At 66.6% G+C, this 19946-nt stretch carries 15 protein-coding genes and 3 tRNA genes; 6 read left to right on the top strand and 12 right to left on the bottom strand.

Features of this window, described 5'->3' with window-relative positions; translation table 11 throughout:
* Positions 1–281: 281 nt before the first annotated feature.
* Both C1876_RS03930 and C1876_RS03925 read right to left on the bottom strand, forming a co-directional pair.
* Positions 282–2282: a cation:proton antiporter gene (locus C1876_RS03930; RefSeq protein ID WP_211309502.1), complete on the bottom strand. Its 2001-nt coding sequence runs from the start codon at positions 2280–2282 to the stop codon at positions 282–284.
* A 110-nt stretch (positions 2283–2392) separates the two neighbouring features.
* Entirely contained in the window at positions 2393–2938 is a 546-nt protein-coding gene (locus tag C1876_RS03925; RefSeq protein ID WP_114545419.1) for a DUF1836 domain-containing protein, read from the bottom strand.
* A 142-nt stretch (positions 2939–3080) separates the two neighbouring features.
* Here C1876_RS03925 and C1876_RS03920 point away from each other — a divergent pair, with 142 nt between their 5' ends.
* Positions 3081–3935, top strand: a complete 855-nt coding sequence (locus C1876_RS03920; RefSeq protein WP_114545418.1) for a DegV family protein — start codon at positions 3081–3083, stop codon at positions 3933–3935.
* A gap of 108 nt (positions 3936–4043) precedes the next feature.
* On the opposite strand, the gene C1876_RS03915 is transcribed toward C1876_RS03920, so the two are convergent.
* Both C1876_RS03915 and C1876_RS03910 read right to left on the bottom strand, forming a co-directional pair.
* The gene (locus C1876_RS03915) at positions 4044–5489 is read right to left on the bottom strand and encodes a sensor histidine kinase (RefSeq protein ID WP_114545417.1); all 1446 of its coding nucleotides are present in this window, start codon (positions 5487–5489) and stop codon (positions 4044–4046) included.
* 18 nt (positions 5490–5507) lie between these two features.
* On the bottom strand, positions 5508–6254 hold the full coding sequence (locus tag C1876_RS03910) for a response regulator transcription factor (protein ID WP_114545416.1): 747 nt from the start codon (positions 6252–6254) through the stop codon (positions 5508–5510).
* Between the two features lie 162 nt (positions 6255–6416).
* On the opposite strand from C1876_RS03910, the gene C1876_RS03905 reads away from it, so the two are divergent.
* Both C1876_RS03905 and C1876_RS03900 read left to right on the top strand, forming a co-directional pair.
* The gene (locus C1876_RS03905; RefSeq protein WP_114545415.1) at positions 6417–7256 is read left to right on the top strand and encodes an ABC transporter ATP-binding protein; all 840 of its coding nucleotides are present in this window, start codon (positions 6417–6419) and stop codon (positions 7254–7256) included.
* The gene (locus C1876_RS03900; protein ID WP_114545414.1) at positions 7246–9348 is read left to right on the top strand and encodes an FtsX-like permease family protein; all 2103 of its coding nucleotides are present in this window, start codon (positions 7246–7248) and stop codon (positions 9346–9348) included. Before C1876_RS03905 ends, C1876_RS03900 begins: the two co-directional genes overlap by 11 nt.
* Before the next feature lie 68 nt (positions 9349–9416).
* On the opposite strand, the gene C1876_RS03895 is transcribed toward C1876_RS03900, so the two are convergent.
* From C1876_RS03895 to C1876_RS03880, 4 genes are all read right to left on the bottom strand, one after another.
* Positions 9417–11165: a hypothetical protein gene (locus C1876_RS03895; RefSeq protein ID WP_114545413.1), complete on the bottom strand. Its 1749-nt coding sequence runs from the start codon at positions 11163–11165 to the stop codon at positions 9417–9419.
* On the bottom strand, positions 11162–11800 hold the full coding sequence (locus tag C1876_RS03890) for an RNA polymerase sigma factor (protein ID WP_114545412.1): 639 nt from the start codon (positions 11798–11800) through the stop codon (positions 11162–11164). The genes C1876_RS03895 and C1876_RS03890 overlap by 4 nt, the downstream gene beginning before the upstream one ends.
* 133 nt (positions 11801–11933) lie before the next feature.
* Positions 11934–12009 (bottom strand) — tRNA-Lys (locus C1876_RS03885).
* Positions 12010–12124: 115 nt separating this feature from the next.
* Positions 12125–12201, bottom strand: a tRNA-His gene (locus tag C1876_RS03880).
* Between the two features lie 221 nt (positions 12202–12422).
* On the opposite strand from C1876_RS03880, the gene C1876_RS03875 reads away from it, so the two are divergent.
* Positions 12423–14036: an NYN domain-containing protein gene (locus C1876_RS03875; protein WP_211309500.1), complete on the top strand. Its 1614-nt coding sequence runs from the start codon at positions 12423–12425 to the stop codon at positions 14034–14036.
* Positions 14037–14232: 196 nt separating this feature from the next.
* Entirely contained in the window at positions 14233–14808 is a 576-nt protein-coding gene (locus C1876_RS03870; RefSeq protein ID WP_114545410.1) for a DUF4230 domain-containing protein, read from the top strand.
* Between the two features lie 98 nt (positions 14809–14906).
* Here C1876_RS03870 and sstT read toward each other — a convergent pair whose 3' ends face one another.
* The 4 genes from sstT to C1876_RS03850 form a co-directional block, all read right to left on the bottom strand.
* The gene (gene sstT / locus C1876_RS03865; protein ID WP_114545409.1) at positions 14907–16163 is read right to left on the bottom strand and encodes a serine/threonine transporter SstT; all 1257 of its coding nucleotides are present in this window, start codon (positions 16161–16163) and stop codon (positions 14907–14909) included.
* Between the two features lie 70 nt (positions 16164–16233).
* Positions 16234–16318: transfer RNA gene (locus C1876_RS03860), tRNA-Leu, on the bottom strand.
* An 88-nt stretch (positions 16319–16406) separates the two neighbouring features.
* The gene (locus C1876_RS03855; protein ID WP_114545408.1) at positions 16407–17633 is read right to left on the bottom strand and encodes an ATP-grasp domain-containing protein; all 1227 of its coding nucleotides are present in this window, start codon (positions 17631–17633) and stop codon (positions 16407–16409) included.
* 5 nt (positions 17634–17638) lie between these two features.
* Complete coding sequence (locus C1876_RS03850; RefSeq protein WP_114545407.1) at positions 17639–18001, bottom strand: hypothetical protein; 363 nt, start codon at positions 17999–18001, stop codon at positions 17639–17641.
* 316 nt (positions 18002–18317) lie between these two features.
* On the opposite strand from C1876_RS03850, the gene tig reads away from it, so the two are divergent.
* A complete protein-coding gene (tig, locus tag C1876_RS03845) occupies positions 18318–19796 on the top strand; it encodes a trigger factor (RefSeq protein ID WP_114545406.1) in 1479 nt (492 codons plus the stop codon).
* The last annotated feature ends 150 nt before the right edge of the window (positions 19797–19946 follow it).

Below are 19946 nucleotides of genomic sequence, written 5' to 3'. Positions count from 1 at the left end.
AAGCGCAAAGGGGCCGCCGATGGGCGGCCCCTTTTTTGCGTCTAGTGGTCCACCTGCTCTTCCTTTTCTAGTGCGCCCGCCGGGAGACCCACAGGTCCACCAGTCAATCCGCGGGCGCAAAGGGAGGAGGCGCCTCTCATTCTAGTGCGCCCGCCGGGGGACGTGCTGGCCCCCCGGCCTTCCGTGGGCGCCATGGGGGGTCCCGCTTGTTGCGCCCGCCGGGGGACGTGCTGGCCCCCCCACCTTCCGCGGGCGCAAGGGAGCGATGCGCCTAGCTCTTCCTACACGTTGTCCTCTAAATCCACCTGCATGAGGTACACGTTCTCCCTCAGGCGCTTGTACGATGCTCGGCAGAGGTCGCCGTCTTCGTAGCGGGATTGGATTTGCTCGAGCTCGAGGCGCAGGCCGTGGCGCTCGATGTCGGCGGCCTTGTTCACCGTGTTCGTGAGGGCGGTGATGGACGGGTTCGCGCTGCGCATGGCCGTGATGGAGCGCTGGTATTCCAGCAGGAGCGTGCTCACGTCCTCGGCGGGCTCTGCCGAGTCGGGCGACGCCAGTTTCTCCTGCAGGCGCTCCACCACGTGTTCGGCGCACTGCATCTGCAGGTCGCGGACGGCCTGCACGCGCTCGGTGACGCTTACGCCGGGCAGGCCGGCCAGGATGCGGTGCCAGCCCGAGCGCAGGATGGCGCGCACGCGCAGCACGAGGTTCTGCACCGACCAACGCCCGCGATGGTGCTGCAGCATGTTCTCGATGCGCGCAAGGCGGCTGAGGTACTGGTAGCCCACGATGGGGTAGATGTCCTCGCTGTCGATGAGCTCGATGACCAGCTCCTGCTCCCAATGGATGGCCTGGAGGCGCAGCGCGGTGTTCGGCTTGTCCTCGATGTCGTTGCGGCTCTTGATGCGTGCGATGCGGTCGTTGTACGAGTGGATCACCATCTGCGTGGCGGCGCGGTTCTCGGTGGTCTGGCGCGCGGCCAGGTCTTCGATGACGGTGCGCAGGATCTCGATGTTCACCTCGGTCTCGTCGCAGCGCAGATCCTCGTCGGTGGGCGCCTTCTTCGGTGCCAGCAGCGGCACCACGAACGTTGCCAAAAGCAGCGTGACCACGATGACGCCGCAGGCCATGAATATCATGAGGTCGCGCTGCGGCACCGTGTAGGGAATGGTGAACGCCACGGCCAGGGTGATGGTGCCCTTCGGGCCGCCCAAGGTCATGATGGCCGACGAGCGCAGGTTCTCCAGCCCGAACCGCTTCGATTCGGGGTCGCGCCGATGGTGCACCCATTCCACGCCGAGGATCCAGAGGAAGCGCACCGCGATGATGAGGAAGGCGAGGCCCAGCACGTAGCCGATCAGCACGTCGTTGTTGACGGCCGTGCTCTCCCACGTGCCTTGGAAGGCGAGCGGCAGCTGCGTGCCCAGCAGCACGAACACCACGCCGTTGAGCGTGAACGTGAGCACGCGCCACACGCTGGTGGAGACGATGTTCATGCGCGAGATGGACGGCCCGATGATGCGCGGCGAGATGACGTTCACAAGGCCCGCTGCCACCACGGCCAGGATGCCGCTCGTGTGCAGCGCGTTCGCCACGAGATAGACGATGAACGGGGTGAACACCTCGAACAGCACGTGGAATGTCGTGTTCTCCAACCCCCACGAGCGCACCTTGCGCACGAGGAAGTTGCCCAGGTAGCCCAGCACCACGCCCATGAGGATGCCGCCGAAGAAGCTGAACAGGAAATCGGCCGTGGCGTCGATGAGCGAGAACGTGCCGGTGACGGCCGCCGCGATGGCGAACTGGAAGGACACGATGCCCGACGCGTCGTTGATGAGCGATTCGCCCTCGAGGATGCTCTTGGAACGTGCGGAGATGCTGGTCTCCTTCGACAGCGATGCCACGGCCACGGCGTCGGTGGGGCCGAGCGCTGCTCCCAAGGCGAACGCCGCGAACAGCGAGATGGACGGCACGAGCCAGTTGACTGCGAAGCCCACGATGAGCGCCGTGGCAACCACGAGGCCGATGGCCAGCGACACGACGGGGCGTCGGTTGCGCCACAGCGATCCCTTGTCGATGTTCTTGGCTTCGTCGTAGAGCAGCGGGGCGATGAACAGCACGAGGAACAGCTTGTCGTCGAGCTCGATCTTGATCTGGGTGGAGGCGAGCAGCGCTATTCCCAAGCCGAGCAGGATCTGGATGAGCGGCGAGGATATCTTCGGCACGAGCTGGTCGATGACCGACGAGGCGAGGACGGCGGCAAGCAACAGCAATGCGAGCATGAGCGCTTCCACCTAAGGGCTCCTCCTGTCGGTTGAGGATGGGACAACCCCTTTATTGTAACCGAGCGTGTCGTGCTTCCTTGATCGGATGCACGAAATTTGCGAAGGCGTTAACGTGCCTCCGCATCCGACACCGCGATGCTCGCTTTGATGTACAGGGTGTAGGCCACGGCGGCGGTGGACGCCAACACGAGATCGCGTTCGAAATCGCCTTCGCTCGCGCCGCTTTTGAGGCCTTGCGGGCTGGTGGGGCCGAGGGAGAACAGGGCTCGCAGCGCGGCCTCGAACGCCTCGCAGTAGTAGTCGTAGGCCACGTGCGTGTCGAAGCTGGCAATCTGCATGCGGATGAGGCGGTCGATCTCGGCGATGGAAAAGGTCTGCTTGAGCGTGCAGATGACGATGAGGTAGGCGATGTGGGAGCGCGTGTACTTCTTGCCCGCCGCCGAGGCGAGCACGCCCTGCTTCACGTAGTTGTTCACCATCGAGCGCGTGATGATCTTCTCGTCCGGGCGGTAGAGGGGGGCGAGCATCTCCTCGAGGTAGCCGACGAGCTGGTCCATGTACAGGTCGATGGACGGGATCTCGTCGTAGCGGGGCAGATGGAGGGCAACGAGTCGTTCGGCGTACGAGGATGCGCTGACGGATGCGACGTTCATGGAGGGCCTTTCTTCGGGAGGTGCGGGTGGAGCGCATTCGAGGATAGCAAGAAGGACGTTTCGCGTCAATCTTCTCCACTCCTTGACATAGTGTATATGAACCAATAATCTAGTTATTGAAACTAGATAGAAAGCAGGGAGTATGGAACCCAACCGCATCGCCCTCATCGTCGACTCGTGCACCGACGTGCCGCCCGCCGATATCGAGCGCTACGGCATGTACGTCGTGCCGCTGCAGGTGAATTACCGCGACGAGAGCTTCCTCGACAAGGTGACCATCACGCCGCAGCAGGTGTACGACCGCTTTGCCGACGAGGTGCCCACCACGTCCACGCCCACGCCGGCCGTCGCGCGCGAGGTGCTGCAGCGCGTCGTGGACGACGGCTACGAGCAGGCGGTCGTCGTCACCATCTCGAGCGGGCTGTCGGCCACGTGCGAGCTCATGCGCTCTTTGGTGGTGGGCATGCCCGAGCTGGACTGCTGCATCGTGGACACCAAGAACATCGGCATGGGCGCGGGCCTCGTGGCCCTCGCGGTGGCGCGTCGGCTCGAAGGCGGGGCGACGCTCGACGACCTGCGCCGCGAGAGCGACCGCATCGTGGAGAGCACGCGGGTGTATTTCTGCGTGGACACGCTCGAGTACCTGCACAAGGGCGGGCGCATCGGCAACGTGACGTACGCCGTGGGCAGCCTGCTGGACATGCGGCCCGTCATCAGCTGCAACGAGAAGGGCGTGTACTACACGGTGGCGAAGGCGAAGGGGCGCCGCCAGTCGCTCAAGAAGGCGATGTCCGTCGCCGAGAAGTTCGCCGCGTCGTTTTCGCGCTGCACGATGGCCGTGGTGAATGGCGACGCCGCCGAGGAGGCGGCCGAGGTGCGCGCCGAGCTGGGCGAGCGCGTGCAGAACGCCGATGCCTGGTACGAGGGGCAGATCAGCCCCGTGCTCGTGGTGCACACCGGCCCCGGCCTCATCGGCATCGGGGTGTGCGGCGCGTAAGGCGCAAGCAGGACAGAAAGGGGACGGTTCTTTTTTGTCTCGCGTGATGCACGCGATCCGGATTTACGCGGTGAAGACAAAAAAGAACCGTCCCCTTTCTGTCCTTTCTCAGGCCAGCGGCAGCGCGATCTCCACGGCGAAGCCGCTGCTCGGCGACCCGTACAGCGACGTCGAGCCGCCGTGAGCGCGGGCGATGCGGTCGATGAGCACGAGCCCCAGGCCGTGCTCCTTGTCGAACGAGCCCGCTGCGCTCTTCGCCGTGCGCGCCCGCGCGAGCCGCGCCTCGAGCGCCGCGAGGTCGACGGGGGAGATGCCCTCGCCGTCGTCGCTCACGCAGACGGTGCCGTAGCGGCCCTCCGGCCGTTGCTCGGCGCGCAGCGTCACGCGAATCGTGCAGCCCTGTTCGTTGTGCAGCCGCGCGTTCGCGATGGCGTTCTCCACGGCGCGCGTGAGCAGCCGCTCGTCTCCCAACACCACCGTGTCCACCGCGTCCTCGGCGATGTCGAGCTCCATGGGGTGCAGCTCGTCGAGGCCGCTGTTCGCATGCGCCGCCACCACGGTGCGCAGCAGGCGCGGCAGCAGCACGCGCTCGAGGTGCAGCGGCTGCATGTCGTAGTCGAGCTGCGAGGCGGTGTTGAGGTCGGTGACGAGGTCCTTGATCTTGAGCCCCTGCGTGCGGATGACCCGCGCGCTCTCGCGCGCTTCGTCGGGAGCTGCAGGGTCCTGCGCGAGCGCGTCGGCATAGCCGAGGATCATCGACAGCGGCGTGCGGATGTCGTGCGAGATGCCGCGAATCCAGCTTGCGCGGGCTGCGTCCTTCTGCTCGATGATGGCGCTCGTCTCGGTGATCTGGTCGCCGATGTCGCGCAGGTCGCCCTTGAGGTGCAGCTCGGCCGCGCGCCCCTCCGACAGCGCGTCGAGGGCGCCCGTGATGGGAGCCACCGCGTTTTGCGTCCGACGGCGCGACACCGCGTAGATGCTGAACAGAATGCCCAGGTCGACGGCGAAGATGAGCAGCACGTACAGCGGCAGGTTGCGCACGGTCGACGTGGGGTAGGTGAGCATCGTCGTCCAGAAGACGTCGCCCGGGAACCCGATGACGAGCAGCGCGTCGTCGCGATCCCAGAAGAAGGCAGCGTAGTCGGACACGGCGGCGTAGTGGGCCGCCATGGCGATGTCGTTCGGCGTGAACGACCGCGGCACGTCGGCGGGCACGTTCTGCTCCCAGACCACCGCGCCCGTCGCGTCCACGAGCAGCGCCCAGGCGTCGTGGCGCGCCAGCTCGTCGACGCCCGCCTCGGTGAACGTGTACGCGCCGTCCTCGCCGCGCACGAGCGCCTCGTCCACCGTGCGCGTCACCGAGATGGGCGTGCCGTCGTTGAAGTTCGCCTCCGACTCGCGGTAGGCCAGCACCGCGTACAGGAAGAAGTCCACCACCACGATGAGGAACGCGAGCGCCACGAACAGCAGCAGCTGCTTCGAGAAAAAGTGCGCGAGGTTCGCGGGCTTCGATGAGCGCCGCCCGGCCTGCGCGCGCTGTTCGCGCCGTGCCATGGGGTGTCCTTCCGTGTCCTAGCCGCGTTTCACCAGTTTGTAGCCGAGGCCCTTCATCGTGACGAGCGATACGGGCGCCGACGGGTTCGCCTCGATCTTCTCGCGCAGGCGGCGGATGTGCGCCATGAGCGAGTTCTCGTAGCCGAACGAGGTGCCCCAGCACGCCTCGCACAGCGCGTCGATGGTGACGATGCGGCCGGCGTTGCGCGCGAGCACGCTCAGTATCTCATGTTCCTTGGCGGTGAGCAGCACCGTTTCGCCGTCGGTGCGCTCCACTTCGGCCGTGGCGAAGTTCACGCGGCTCGCGGCCAGCTCGAGCACGGGGTTCTCGGCGACGTAGCAGCGCCTCAGCACGGCGGCGATGCGCAGCACGAGCTCCTGCGGCAGGAACGGCTTCGCGATGTAGTCGTCGGCGCCCAGCGTGAGTCCCGACACCCGGTCGAAGGGCTCGTCCTTCGCCGTGAGGAACAGGGCGGGGGTGGCGGCGTGCGCCGGCAGCTGCCGGATGCGGGCCAGCAGGTCGAAGCCGTCCATGTCGGGCATCATCACGTCGAGCACGAACAGCTCGTAGGCGCGCTCGGGCGACGCCGAGCGCGCCATGATGGCGGCGAGCGCCTCGGTGCTCGCGTTGATGATGTCCACCGACGCGAACCCCGCGCCGTGCAGGATGGTGGCCACCATGTCGGCCAATTCCCGCTCGTCGTCCACGAGCAGTATGCGCTTGGTGCGCAGATGCTCCTCAACCGTGCCGAATGCTCCTGCCATTGCCCGCGCTCCTTTCTCGTCGGATTCCAGTATGGCACACGCGGCCCGGCCCGCGCGCCTGGTTCGGCGCATCGTAAGGCAGGTGCAAGGTGGGCTGCAGGGCGGCGTAAGGAGGGGTTCCTACACTGGAGGCGTACCGGAATGCGAGAGAAGGAGCAGACGATGGACGCACGGGATCGAAACGGATCGACAGTGGTGGAAGTGCGTGCCGTGAGCAAGCGCTACGGCATCGAGGGGCGCAAGCACGATGCGAGCGTGACGCAGGCGCTCGACCGCGTGAGCTTCGCGGTGTGCGCCGGCGAGTTCACCGGCATCATGGGACCGAGCGGCTCGGGCAAGTCGACGCTGCTCAACTGCCTGGCCACCATCGACGCGCCGTCGAGCGGGCAGATCGTCATCGGCGGGCGCGACGTGACGCAGCTGGCCGGCAAGGAGCTGGCGAAGTTCCGCCGCGAGGACCTCGGGTTCATCTTCCAGGATTCCAACCTGCTCGACACCCTCACCGCCTACGAGAACATCGCGCTGGCGCTGACCATCCAGAAGACGCCGACCCGCGAGATCGACGGGCGCGTGCAGGAGGCGGCGCGCCAGCTGGGCATCGTGGACGTGCTGCAGAAGTACCCCTACCAGATGTCGGGCGGCCAGAAGCAGCGCGTGGCGGCCGCGCGCGCCACGGTGACGCGTCCGCGCCTCGTGCTGGCCGACGAGCCCACGGGCGCGCTCGATTCGAAGTCGGCGCGCCAGCTGCTGGAATCGCTCGAGTACCTCAACGAGACGGGATCGACCATCCTCATGGTCACGCACGACTCGTTCTCGGCCAGCTACTGCAACCGCATCGTGTTCATCAAGGACGGCGCGCTCTACGGCGAGCTGCGGCGCTCGGGCGCCGACCGCGGCGTGTTCTACCGCAAGATCGTCGACATCGTGTCCAGCATGGGCGGCGCGGGCGACGAGGCCCAGGAGGCTGCCGTCGCGGGCGAGGGGGCGCGCCATGCTGGCTAGGCTCGCGCTCGGCAACGTGCGCAAGTCCCTCGCGGACTTCGGCATCTACTTTCTCACGGTCATGCTGGGCGTGGCGGTGTTCTACGCGTTCAACTCCATGACGGCGCAGCAGGGCGTGCTGGCCTTCTCGCAGACGCAGGACAGGATGTTCGACCTGTTGGGCATGGTCATCGGCGGCGTGTCGGTGTTCATCGCCTTCGTGCTCGTGTTCCTCGTGGTGTACGCGAACAGCTTCCTCATCCGTCGGCGCAAGCGCGAGTTCGGGTTGTATCTCACGCTGGGCATGAGCACGGCCGACGTGGTGAAGATCGTCGCGCTCGAGTCGCTCATCGTGGGCGCCGCGTCGCTCGCGGTGGGCCTGCTGGCGGGTCTGGGGCTCTCGCAGCTGCTGCTCATGCTGACGTCGGCGCTGTTCCAGGCCGACGTGGCCGACGCGAGCGGGTTCGCGTTCGTGTTCTCGGCCGACGCCTTCGTGAAGACCATCGCCGTGTTCGCCGCCATCTTCGTGGCAGCCGCCCTGCTGAACGCGCGAACGGTGGCGAAGGCGAAGCTCATCGAGCTTCTGCATGCGGGGAGCAAGAACGAGGAGATGAAGCTCACGAGCCTGCCGCTGTCGATCGTGCTGTTCGCGGTTTCGCTCGTGATCATCGGCGTGTCGTACAAGCTGCTCATCGACAACGGGCTCATGGAGCCGTCGCCCCAGTTCGCTGCCGCCACGGTGCTCGTGTGCGTGGGCACGGTGCTGTTCTTCTACGCGCTGTCGGGCTTTCTGCTCAAGCTCGTGCAGCTGGTCAAGCCCGTGTACCTGCGCGGCCTCAACATGTTCACGCTGCGGCAGCTGAACGCGAAGGTGAACACGACGTTCGCGTCGCTGTCCATCGTGTGCCTCGTGCTGTTCCTCGCCATCACCAGCGTGTGCGGCGGCATCGGCATCCGCAACGCCATGGAGGGCTCGCTCGAGAAGGGCACGCCGTACAGCGCGAGCGTGTCCACGTCGTTCGGCTCGTACACGGCCGAGGCGGGCTTCGAGGCGGCGCCGCTCGGCGCGTTCGGGGAGTTCGCCGAGGCGCAGGGCTACGACATGGCGGCGGGGCTGCGCGCGAGCGCGGAGACGCTCGGCGCGAGCGACTTCGACGCGCTCGTGGACCGCTCGGCGCAGGTCGACCTGCTCGTGGACCCCGAGGACGGCCTGGTGATGGACGACGTCGAGCAGGCGAGCGGCCTTACGCTGTCCGACTTCGCGGGATCGTCCATCACCAGCGGCTACGGCGTGTACCCCGTGTACGTGGCGAAGTTGTCGCAGGTGAACGCCGCGCTCGAACTGGCGGGCAAGCCCACGGTGGAGCTGGGAGCGGGGGAGTGCGCCGTGTTCAGCGACTCCGACATCACGAGCGCCTTCTACCAGCGCGTGGTGGATGCGAAGACGAAGCTGGACGTGAGCGGGCACGAGCTCACCGTGACGTCGTTTTGCGGCGACGCGCTGCAAACCACGCCGTTCCCGATGAACACGGGCACCCTCGTCGTGCCCGACGACGTCGTGCCGGCCCGCGCGGTCGTCCTGCAGTCCACGCTGAACGTGTCGTGCGGAAGCGATGCGGACGAGGTGGCCTTCGGCGCGCTCATGGACAAGATCTCCGACACCGACAATCCCGACACCTGGCCCATCACGCTGTCCATCACGCGCACCGACGTGTACGACCAGAGCATCGGCTTGTCCACGGTGGTGGCGTACCTGGCCATCTACCTGGGCTTCGTGCTGGTCATCGCCTGCGCGGCCATCCTGGCCATCCAGCAGCTGTCCGACGCGTCCGACAACGCGCGCCGCTACGGTCTGCTGCGCAAGCTGGGCGCCCCCGAAGGCATGATCAACGGCGCGCTGTTCGCGCAGGTGCTCGTGTACTTCCTGTTCCCGCTGCTGCTGGCGGTGGCGCACTCGGCGTGCGCGCTCGTGGTGGTCACCGACGTCGTGGCGGTGTTCGGCCATCTCGACATCGGCTCGATGGCCCTCACCTGCGCCGCGTGCTTCCTGGCGGTGTACGGCGTGTACTTCGCCGTGACGTATCTGGGAGCCCGCAAGCTCGCTCGGGAGTGAGCGCCGAACCGCGAAGCGCCCCGCAGGTTCAACCCGCGGGGCGCGTGCGTGCGGCAGGCGCGTGACGGCTAGAGCTGGTCGGCGATGGAGAACGCCTGGGTGGCGATGGGCTCGGTTGGGATCGCATTGAGGTAGACGAAGGGAGCGAGCACGAGGTTCTCGTCGTCGATGAGGCGGTTCGGCAGCACGCGCAGGATGGTCACCTGCACCGTGGCGCCGGGGGCGAGGGCGACGGTGCTTCCGGTGCCTCCGTTGTCTGCGCCGTCCACCTGGTAGTCCAAGGCGTAGCTCGTGTTCGCGACGGAAAGGGCGCCGCCCTCGTCGCGCAGGTCGAACTGCATGATCGCCGAGGGGTAGAACGTGGTCTCGGCATCGCCGGGGTTCGTCACGTCGAACGTGGCGGTGACGTAGCGGTGCTCGTCGCTCGTCAGGCTGCCGTCGTCGTTGAAGCCGTAGCCGAACACCTCGTTCGAGAGCTTGTTCATGTAATCAAGGTCGCCGCGCAGGTCCTGCGTCACCCCGATGAACTCGGCAGGGGTCTTGCCGTTGGGCGGCAGGGTGGAGGCGGCAAGCGTCGGATACCCGATGACGAGGGACGCGGCGGTTTTCCCGGAGGGGTCGAGGTGCGCGATTTCGATGCTTCCACCCTCCGTCACGAGGTCGTCGTCGGCAGCGGTCTGGTCGGTTGCCTGGAGCTCGCTCGCGCGCTCGAACGTCGTCGCGGGCAGCACTGCGCCGGCAAGGCTGTTGGCGTTGTCGAGCGACAGCGGGAACGGGTCCTTGTTGGCTTCTACTACGGTGCCGTAGAGGGAGTGGAGGGCGTCTTCCTCGTCGACGATCTCGCCGACGAGCTTCGACGTGCCGTTCTCGTGCTCGACCTTGATGCTGGCCGCGTGCAGCTCGATGACCTGCGTGGAGGTGTGGCCGTCGTCGAACGTGACGGTGACGGTGAGCGTCTGCCCCTCGAACAGGTCGATGACGGCGTTGAACGAGTTGCGCGTGGCGTCGTCGTAGGGGTCGTTCGTCCACAGGCCGAAGCTCGTCTCTCCCGTGGCGATGCCGGGGTCGTCGGCCGCGGACACGTCGATGGTGCTGCCAAGCTTCTTCGACAGGTTGACGCCCACGCGCTTGTCGGGGGAGTCCTTCGGCAGGCCGTCGTCCTCGCTGATGGGCTGGACGGCGTCGTATCCGCTGAAGTAGGAGCCCGTGCCGCGCTTCGACGGCTTCCAGTTGAGCGCTTCGTTCCATTTGTCGCCGCCCTCGCTGCGCGTGAAGCGCTCGGAGGTGAAGCGGTATAGCTCGCCCTTCGAGACGTTCATCTGCACGCGGGCGATGCCGTCGCCCTGCACGCGGAACAGGCAGCCGGTGAAGTAGCCTTCGCTCGCGTACTCGTCGCCTGCGGGCAGGCCCGAGCTCGTGTCGCGATCGAAGATGATCGTCCCGTCGTTGCCCAGCTCGAGGATGGACGAGCCGTCGGCGGCCCAGGCGCGCACCGAGAAGCCGCTTGCCAGCGCGGCCTCGTTGAGGGTCGTGCCCGGCTCGGACGCCCCGTTGAAGGCGGCCACGATGGCAGGCGCGCCGCCCGCCACGAGGGCGACGGTGACGAGGCACGCCGCCACGGGCAGGCCCCATCGCCGGACGACGGCCGCGCCGCCGCCGGCCTGAGGGCCGCGGCGGTCGGTGCGCCGATGCGGCTGCGCGGCCGCAGGACGGGCGGAGGCGCGCGCAGCGGCGAGCGTGCGCTGCTTGAGGTCGGACGACGCGTGCACCTGATGCTGGAGGGATTCGTACTCCCTGCGGAAATCGTGTTCGTTCATGAGTGCGCTCCTAGGTTGATCTTGAGGGCCTTGCGTGCGCGGTGGAGGTGGGATCGCACGGTGCTCGGGCGTTCGCCGGTGATCTGCGCTATCTCGTCGGTCGCGTATCCTTCGAAGTAGAACAGGTGCACCACCGTGCGCTGCTGGTCGGTGAGGCGGGCGAGGGCCGCGGCCAGATCGTCGCGGTCGAGGTTGCGCGCGGCGAACGCGTCGTCGGGCTCGCGCCCGGGCTCGTCGAGGGCCGAGGCGCGCAGCGTGGCCGCCGTGGCGTCGCTGAGCTCGGCGCGGCGCTTTCGCCAGGGGCTGCGATGCACGTCGTTGCAGCAGTTGATGGTGACGCGCAGCAGCCACGCCTTCAGGTGGTCGTCGTCTTCGAACGCCTCGCCCGCTTGCAGCAGCCGCATGAACACCGTTTGGAATACGTCCTCGGCGTCGGCGGCGTTGCCCATGCGGCTGACGGCGAGGCGCAGCACGGTATCGCCCCAGCGTTCCACGGCGCCCTCGAGCGCGACGGTGTCGGCAATGCGTCCGATGGCGCGTCCTCCTGTCCTGCCGGGTCTTCGGCCGATCGCTGCAGCATTCGGCCGAGCTCCCGGAGATCCCGGTGCATCGAGAGCTTCGCAACCTGTAGTCATAACCCATCTCCTTTCCGTAACCAACACGGTTGAAGGAGCGCGATGTTGCACATATTTTTGCGCAATTGGGGCATTGTTCCTGCCTGAAAAAGAAAACAGCCCGGAGGCTGATGCCTCCGGGCTGGTTAAGTTCTGGTGGACTGTCGGGGACTCGAACCCCGGACCTTGGGATTAAGAGTCCCCTGCTCTACCAACTAAGCTAACAGTCCGAAAAAGTAACGCCTATGTCAAAGTTCAGAACTCGAAGTGCGCAAAGCGCTGGATTATTTTAAAGCACGGTTCCAGCAATTGCAAGCACTTTTTCAAAACTTTTACTAAGCGCGCTGGGGTGGATGATGGGACTTGAACCCACGACCTCCAGAGCCACAATCTGGCGTTCTAGCCGACTGAACTACACCCACCAAGGCGCAAGGTGGAAGTATACGGATTATCGAGCCCGAGCGCAAGAGGAAAATGAACAAAATGTGTCAGGCAATTTGCAATTGCCTGCCATTTACTCAGTTTCAGGTAGTATAGAATCAGATAAGACGCCGAAACGGCCGGTCCAGAGGGCTTGGTCGGAAGGCGGCGTCCGAGGGTTCGAGCATTCGGCTCGCCCACAATCGGAATGAGGAGCACCACATTGGATAGCAAGCAATCGTCTGAAAAGCGGTTCGCACTTTTGATCGATGCCGACAACGTGTCGGCGAAGTACATAAAACCCATCACCGACGAGCTGTCGAAGTACGGCACCGTCACCTACAAGCGCATCTACGGCGACTGGACGCTCACGCTCCATGCCAAATGGAAGGACGCGCTGCTCGAGAACTCCATCACGCCCATCCAGCAGTTCGGCTACACGCAGGGCAAGAACGCCACCGACTCGGCCATGATCATCGACGCGATGGACATTTTGTACACGCGCTCGGTGGAGGGCTTCTGCATCGTGTCGAGCGACAGCGACTTCACGCGCCTCGCCAGCCGCATCCGCGAGAGCGGCCTCACGGTCATCGGCATGGGGGAGAAGAAGACGCCCGTGCCCTTCCGCAAGGCGTGCGACATCTTCACCACGCTCGAGCTGCTGCTGGGCGATCAGCCCAGCAAGCAGAGCAACCGCAGCAAGAACCGCCACGAGCAGGGCGCTTCGGCGGGCAATCAGAACGCCGTGGCCTCGGCGATGAGCAAGGAAGAGCTCGAGCAGGCCGTGGTGAACATCATCACCGACAACCTCAACAACGGCAAGTCGACGGGGCTCGGCGAGGTGGGCAGCCGCCTTCTGAAGCGCTACCCCGACTTCGACGTGCGCAGCTACGGAACGAACCAGCTCAAGAAGCTGCTCGACGAGTTCGCCGGCATCCGCATCACGAAGGACGGCAGCTCGGTGACCGTCGAGCTTGCCGAAGACAAGGACGCCGGGCGCGAACCGGTTGCCGAGCACGCGGGCGAGCAGGCGGAGGAGCCCACGGTTGAAGAGGCCGTCGCCGTTGAGGAAGAGCCGGCGCGCGAGAAGCCGCGCCGCCGGAAGGGCTCGGGAGGCAAGGGCCGCGCCGCCGAGGCGCCGACCGCGCCGGCGCGCGAGGACGCGGGCGAGGCTGCCGCGCCGAGCGCCGACGCCGAGGTGCCCGCCGCCGCGCCCGAGCCGGCGGAGTCGACGGAGGCCGCGACGGCGTCCGAGAAGAAGCCGCGCCGCTCCACGCGCGTCTCGTCGGCGAAGAACGCAAAGAAGCCGCAGCCGGCGCAGGTCGTCGAGACGGCCTCCGAGCCTGCGGCGGCGCCCGAGACGGTCGTCGAGCCGGCGTCCGAACCCGCAGCCGAACCGGCGCCCGCAGGCGAGCCCGAGCCCGCCCCTGCGGCCGACAACCGCCCTGGCCGCGCGCGCAGGAAGGCCACGGCATCGCGCGCGAGCGCGAAGGAGCAGCCCGCGCCCAAGCCGGCTGCCAAGCGAGCGAAACCCGCGGCGAAGCCCGCACCCAAGCCCGCTAGCGCCCCTCAGCCCGCCAGTGCCCCCAAGCCCGCCAAGCCGGCCTCCCAGCCTGCCGACGCCTCCACGCCCGAGGCCCTCGTCCGCCAGCTTGCGGCCGAAGCCGGCCCCGAGGGCGTCGCGCTCGCGCTGCTCGGCAAGCGGGTGCGCGCGAAGTTCCGCACGTTCAAGCTGCGCGATCTGGGCTACTCGCAGTTCAAGTCCTACGTCGCCGACCTCGACGGCGTGGTCGTCGAACAGCGCGACGGCGAGCCCCGCGTCGTCTCCGCCTCGTAGCCTCCGTACGCGCCCGCACCGCACCGCCCCGTCCGCTCCCGCGGCGGGGCGGTGTGCGTTTTCCTCAACGAGCGGTTGACAACTGCCGGTTGAGGCTCTCCGGGATGTTCGAAGGGCGGCCCGCTCATGGTATGCTGGGCGGCGAGAAACGCCGCGCGCGCCGTCCTCGGCGCGCCGTCAACCCGGGAGGCCCGCCTTGAAGAAGATCGTCATGCTCGTCGTCGCCGTCGCGCTCGTCGCGGCCGGCGTGTTCGGGACGCTCGCCGTGCAGCGCACGCTCGAGCCTAGCGTCTCGCTTTCGTCCACATCCATCCAGGAGCAGTTGTCCGACTGCAGCGAGCTGGCCACGGCCAAGCTCGACTACCGCGGCCTCGTGCGCTACGAGAACGGCGACATCGACTTCATCACGAAGAAGGCGTTCACCATGGTCTACGACGCCGAGGTGCGCGCGGGCGTCGATTTGGCGCAGGCGAGCGTCGAGGTGAGCGGCAACGCCATCACGGTGAGCCTGCCCGCGCCGAAGCTGCTGGGCATCGAGATCGACCCGAACTCCATCGAGTTCTACGACTCGTCGTTCGCGCTGTTCAACTGGGAGAACAAGCAGGACACGGCCGAGGCACTCAAGGTGGCGCAAACCGACGCCGAGGGCAAGGTGAACCAGGCGAACATGCTCGAGCAGGCCAAAACCCAGGCGCACACCCTCGTCGAGAACCTGCTCAAGCCCTTCACGGTGGGCGACAACGCCTACACGGTGGCGGTGGTGGACCAGTAGGTCGCGCGCCGCACGTCCCCTTCAAGCCCCAAAACGAACGGAGCCCCGCAGATGCGGGGCTCCGTCTGGTCTTGCGCATTTCGCTTGCGGCACGTCGCCTACGCCAGTTCGTCTTCGCTGAACGCGTCTTTGCCGAAGGTGATCTCGCGGCCCTCGCGCCGCCATTCGCGGTACTCCGAGGTGGCCGTGAACAGCACGTCGGAGGACGAGTTGAGCGCCGTCTCGCACGAGTCCTGGATGACGCCGATGATGAAGCCGATGCCCACCACCTGCATGGCCACGTCGTTGCCGATGCCGAACAGCGAGCACGCCAGCGGGATGAGCAGGAGCGACCCGCCCGCCACGCCCGACGCGCCGCATGCGGACACGGCCGCGAGCGCGCTCAGGATGACCGCGGTGGGCAGGTCGATGGCCACGCCCATCGTGTGCGCCGCCGCCATGGCCATGACCGAGATGGTGACGGCCGCGCCGGCCATGTTGATGGTGGCGCCGAGCGGGATGGACACCGAGTAGTTGTCCTTGTCGAGGCCCAGCTTGCGGCACAGCTCCATGTTCACGGGGATGTTCGCCGCCGAGCTGCGCGTGAAGAACGCCGTGATGCCGCTGTCCTTCAGGCAGCGTAGCACGAGGGGGTAGGGGTTCTTGCGGATGCCCCAGAACACGAGCAGCGGGTTCGTGACGAAGGCGATGAACAGCATGCAGCCCACGAGCACGAGCAGCAGCTGGCCGTACTCGGTGAAGATTTCCAGCCCGTTCTTGCTCACCGTGGAGTACACAAGCCCCAGGATGCCGAAGGGAGCGAGCGCGATCACCCAGCGCACCACCTGCGACACGGCGTCGGACACGCTCGTGAACACGTCCTTCGTGTTCTGCGATGCGGCGCGCAGCGCAATGCCCAGCACGACGGCCCAGGCGAGGATACCGATGTAGTTCGCGTTCATCAGCGCGTCGAGGGGGTTCGACACCACGTTCATCACGAGCGTGCCCAGCACCTCGCCGATGCCCGACGGCGAGCTTTGCTCGATGGCCGGCGCCGACAGCGTGAGTTCGATGGGGAACAGGAAGCTGGCCACCACGGCCACGAGCGCCGCGATGAACGTGCTCACCACGTACAGCAGCACGACGGTTTTCATGGAGCCGGCGGCCTTCGCGTTCGCCAGCGCGCTGATGACCAGGAAGAATACGAGAATGGGCGCCACGCCCTTCAACGCCGACACGAACAGCGTGCCCAACAGCGTGATGATCTCGACGTTCGGCACGACGACGCCCAGCACGCCGCCGATCACGAGCCCGATGACGATGCGCTTCACGAGGCTCACCGCGTTCCACGCCTGCGCAACCTTCTTGATACCCATAAGCTTTCCTCTTCCTTTCCCGGGGCGAAAACAGCTGGGGGGAGGATGCCGATGGCACCCTCCCCCCAGCTGGTGCGGGCGAAAGGACTTGAACCTTCACGAGTTTCCCCACCAGAACCTAAATCTGGCGCGTCTGCCAATTCCGCCACGCCCGCACGTTTTAGGCGCGTTTCGAAACCGCGCAGCGCCCATGATAGCAAAAAAGCGGCCGAATGGAACCGACGACCTGCAGACGGCGGTCGTTTACGCCGATCGCGCGTGCGCGCCTTCCGATCGGATGCGCTCGATGGCCGCGGGTTCCACGCTGTAGGCGCTCACGGCGTCGGCGGCGATGGCGGCCACGCTGCGCGGGTTCGCCAGCAGGCGCGCAGCCACTGCGGCAAGGGGCACGATGCTCGGCGGGTCGGCGCGCACGGGCGTGAGCACCTCGATGCCCGGCGCGGGGCGCACGAGGGCCTCGAACACGGCGCGCCGCGTGCCGCACCGCTCGGCCGCGCCCAAGAGCAGCGCCTGCCGGCTGCGCGTGCGCACGCCGGGCGCTCCCACGAGCGGGGGCCCGTCGAACGACACGCCGCGCGACAGCTCCATGAGCAGCGCGGGGAAGTTGACGCCCGCGCGCTCGGCGTTGCCCGGCTCGATCATGCGCGGATTGCATTCGAGGTAGCGGGGGCGCCCGTCCACGTGCATGAAGTCGAGCGTGAGGGGTCCGTGCCAGCCGATGCGCTCGCCGACGAGCGCAAGGTGCTTCCGGGCGAGGGGGAAGTCCACGCTCAGGCGGGCTGCGGCGGAGTTCCCCGCACCGACGCCCGTCTGCACGGTGGTGTGGGACGCGACGAGGCGGCCTTGGTCGAACAAGCCCGCAACCTGGCCGTAGGTTCCCGGCGCCTCGGCCTGCGCCATGAGGCGCGTCCCGCTCGCGGACAACGCCGCCACGGTGCGGCGAAACGTTTCCGCGTCATGCACCCGCCGGGTCGAGCGCCCCGCGGTGCCGAAATCTGCCTTCACCCAGAACGGCAGCGGCAGGTCGGGCAGCGTCGCATCGCCCGTCGCGATAGGACGCCACGTGGGCTGCGGCACGTCCAGCTCGTCGAGCAGCTCGGCGAAGGCGATCTTGCCCTGCACGCGTGCGAACGCCTCCGCCGAGGCGAGGGCGAGGGGCACGCGATCGGGCACGAGGCCCGCTCGGCGCCCTTCCGCTAGAAGCCACGCCTGCTCGTGGGTGGGCAGCACGGCGATGTAGCCTCCTTCGTCGACGAGGCTCACGAGTTGTTCGAGGTAGGCGAGGGGGTCGGCGTTCGCGTTCGGCACGCGCAGCAGACGGCCGCGCCATCGGCTGAAGCGGGCGAGGGGCAGCGAAGCGCAGGACAGAACGTCCACGTCCAGGCCGCAGGAGCGCAGCGCGGTGAGCGTCTCTCGGGAGGTGAGGCTCGAGCCTTCGGTCAGCAGAATCCGCGCGCGCTCGTCCGCCATCGGGCTTACGCGAAGAACTTGCCCAGCAAAAAGCCGATGACGACGGCGATGAGGGCGAACACGGCGGCGGTTCCCACGAGACGGGTTTCGCGGCGTTCGCGGCGGCGGCGCTCCTCCTCTTCCTGCTTGAGCATGGGGAAGTAGGAGTAGCCGTCGGAGGTGATGGTGACCACGGTGCCGCGCCGGTCGTCGATCTTCTGCATGAGCGCGCCGTGCGCGATGAGCTCCATCTGCAAATCGTCTTCGGGGCGGTAGGGGAACGCGCAGTGGTACACGAGGTCGCCGTCCACGGTGCACGTGGCGCGTTCGTAGTCCAACAGGCGTGCGAGTTCGCGTTCCTGCAGTATGTTGAGATCGATGGTGGGCATAGGGCCTCTCGCGTCGTGCACGGTCAAAATGGAATGGAACCATGATACCGTGACCCGGCGGTCGGGAGGGGGAAGAAATCGATCTGTTACGTTCCGATAAGTCTTGTTCGGGCGCTGCGAGCGCCCCGGTGGGCACGTTTCGTCGGTTCTTCGTGAACCTCCGTCATCTTTGCTTCCTCAAAGGCTCCATATGTGCGATAATTCCGTCTCGGTGTGCTTGGCTCTCAGCCGGTTCTACGCGCATCACCGCATGAAAGCCAAGGCAGTCGCACCGCACGATGCCGCAAGGCGACATATGAATGATGGAGGATAGTAAGTGGAAACAAAAGTTGAGGCATTGGAAGATAACCGCACGAAGGTGACCGTTACCGTCGATGCCACGGACATCGATGCCCGCATCAAGAAGACCTACAAGGACTTCGCCAACAAGTACAACTTCCCCGGGTTCCGCAAGGGCAAGGCCCCGCGCCCGATCATCGACAACGCCCTGGGCGCCGAAGCCGTTCGCGCTACGGTGACCGACGATGTCGTCAACGCCACCTATCCTCTCGCCGTCGACGACTGCGGCTTGTTCCCCATCGCCAAGCCCGAGTTCGACGAAACCGACCTCGTCGAGGCCGGCAAGCCCTACACCTTCTCCTTCACCGTCACGGTGAAGCCGGAGATCGAGATCGCCAACTACGAGCCCGTCGAGATCGAGCTGCCCGCCGACGGTGCGAGCGACGCCGAGGTCGACGAGCAGATCGATGCCCTGCGCGAGCACTACTACTCCTTCGAGGACGCTTCCGCCGCCACGAAGGTGAAGGCCGACAGCTACATCGACCTGGCCATGAAGGCAACCGACGACAAGGGCGAGGAAATCCCGTCCCTCACGACGGAGAACCGTCCCTACGGCCTGGGCGCCAACCTGTTCCCGGCCGAGTTCGACGAGCAGCTCGTGGGCCTGAAGAAGGGCCAGACGGCCACCTTCACCCTCGACATGCCGGCCGACCCGCCGATCATGCTGTCCTCGCTGGCCGGCAAGACCGACAAGATCACCTTCGAGGTGGAGGTCAAGGTCGTCAAGAAGAAGATCGTCCCCGAGGTCACCGACGAGTGGGCCAAGGAGCAGATGGGCTTCGAGAGCGTCGAGGACCTGCGCACGCGCATCGCCGAGTCCATCGCCAGCCAGAAGGCCGACATCATGCCGCGCCTCAAGGAGAACGCCTGCCTGTACGCGCTCGCCGAGCGTGTGGAGGCCGAGGTGCCCGAGGCCCTGCGCGAGGATGCGGAAGCCAGCCTGATCCAGGACTTCTTCCAGCAGCTTCAGAGCCAGGGCATGACGTTCGACGTGTACCTTGCGCAGCAGGGCATCACGCCTGACCAGTTCAAGGAAGACGTCAAGCAGCAGGCGCTCGACATGTCGAAGCAGGACCTCGCGCTCGACGCGTGGGCCCGCCACTTCGGCATGGAGGCCACCGACGAGGACGTCGCCGACGAGTTCGTGAAGAGCGGCGTGGAGGACCCCAAGGCCCTGCAGGCCGAGTGGCGTGCGAACGGCCAGCTGCACATGGTGCGCCAGGGCGTGCTGCGCACGAAGGCCGTGCAGGACATCATGGAGAAGGCCGTCGTGACCGAGATCGACCCGTCCAAGAAGGACGAGGAGAAGCCGGCCAAGAAGGCTGCCAAGAAGTCCGCGAAGAAGGAAGAAGCCGAGGGCGACGAGCCGGCGAAGAAGCCGGCCAAGAAAGCCGCTCCGAAGAAGGCTGCGAAGAAGGACGAGGAAGAGCCGGCCAAGGCCGACGACGCCGAATAGCACCGCGCACCAACTCGAGCCGCCCGGCTGCGCACGATTGTGCGCGGTTGGGCGGCTCGAGGTAACGAAACGGTACCCGGGCCTTGCACAGCGCAGCGATACACCGCACTATGGCATACACGCAAGCAGAGCCGCCAAGCGGCCGCAAGA

It is taken from the genome of Eggerthella sinensis, from assembly GCF_003339815.1.
Classification (GTDB): Bacteria; Actinomycetota; Coriobacteriia; order Coriobacteriales; family Eggerthellaceae; genus Eggerthella; species Eggerthella sinensis.
The sequence above is the reverse complement of the archived record's forward strand: the minus strand, read 5'-3'. Positions and strand labels throughout refer to the sequence as shown.

What these genes read in the sequence shown, in the direction of transcription:
- C1876_RS03930 (WP_211309502.1), bottom strand. Translation starts at nt 2,282, where the DNA reads ATGCTCGCATTGCTGTTGCTTGCCGCCGTCCTCGCCTCGTCGGTCATC.
- C1876_RS03925 (WP_114545419.1), bottom strand. Translation starts at nt 2,938, where the DNA reads ATGAACGTCGCATCCGTCAGCGCATCCTCGTACGCCGAACGACTCGTT.
- C1876_RS03920 (WP_114545418.1), top strand. Translation starts at nt 3,081, where the DNA reads ATGGAACCCAACCGCATCGCCCTCATCGTCGACTCGTGCACCGACGTG.
- C1876_RS03915 (WP_114545417.1), bottom strand. Translation starts at nt 5,489, where the DNA reads ATGGCACGGCGCGAACAGCGCGCGCAGGCCGGGCGGCGCTCATCGAAG.
- C1876_RS03910 (WP_114545416.1), bottom strand. Translation starts at nt 6,254, where the DNA reads ATGGCAGGAGCATTCGGCACGGTTGAGGAGCATCTGCGCACCAAGCGC.
- C1876_RS03905 (WP_114545415.1), top strand. Translation starts at nt 6,417, where the DNA reads ATGGACGCACGGGATCGAAACGGATCGACAGTGGTGGAAGTGCGTGCC.
- C1876_RS03900 (WP_114545414.1), top strand. Translation starts at nt 7,246, where the DNA reads ATGCTGGCTAGGCTCGCGCTCGGCAACGTGCGCAAGTCCCTCGCGGAC.
- C1876_RS03895 (WP_114545413.1), bottom strand. Translation starts at nt 11,165, where the DNA reads ATGAACGAACACGATTTCCGCAGGGAGTACGAATCCCTCCAGCATCAG.
- C1876_RS03890 (WP_114545412.1), bottom strand. Translation starts at nt 11,800, where the DNA reads ATGACTACAGGTTGCGAAGCTCTCGATGCACCGGGATCTCCGGGAGCT.
- sstT (WP_114545409.1), bottom strand. Translation starts at nt 16,163, where the DNA reads ATGGGTATCAAGAAGGTTGCGCAGGCGTGGAACGCGGTGAGCCTCGTG.
- C1876_RS03855 (WP_114545408.1), bottom strand. Translation starts at nt 17,633, where the DNA reads ATGGCGGACGAGCGCGCGCGGATTCTGCTGACCGAAGGCTCGAGCCTC.
- C1876_RS03850 (WP_114545407.1), bottom strand. Translation starts at nt 18,001, where the DNA reads ATGCCCACCATCGATCTCAACATACTGCAGGAACGCGAACTCGCACGC.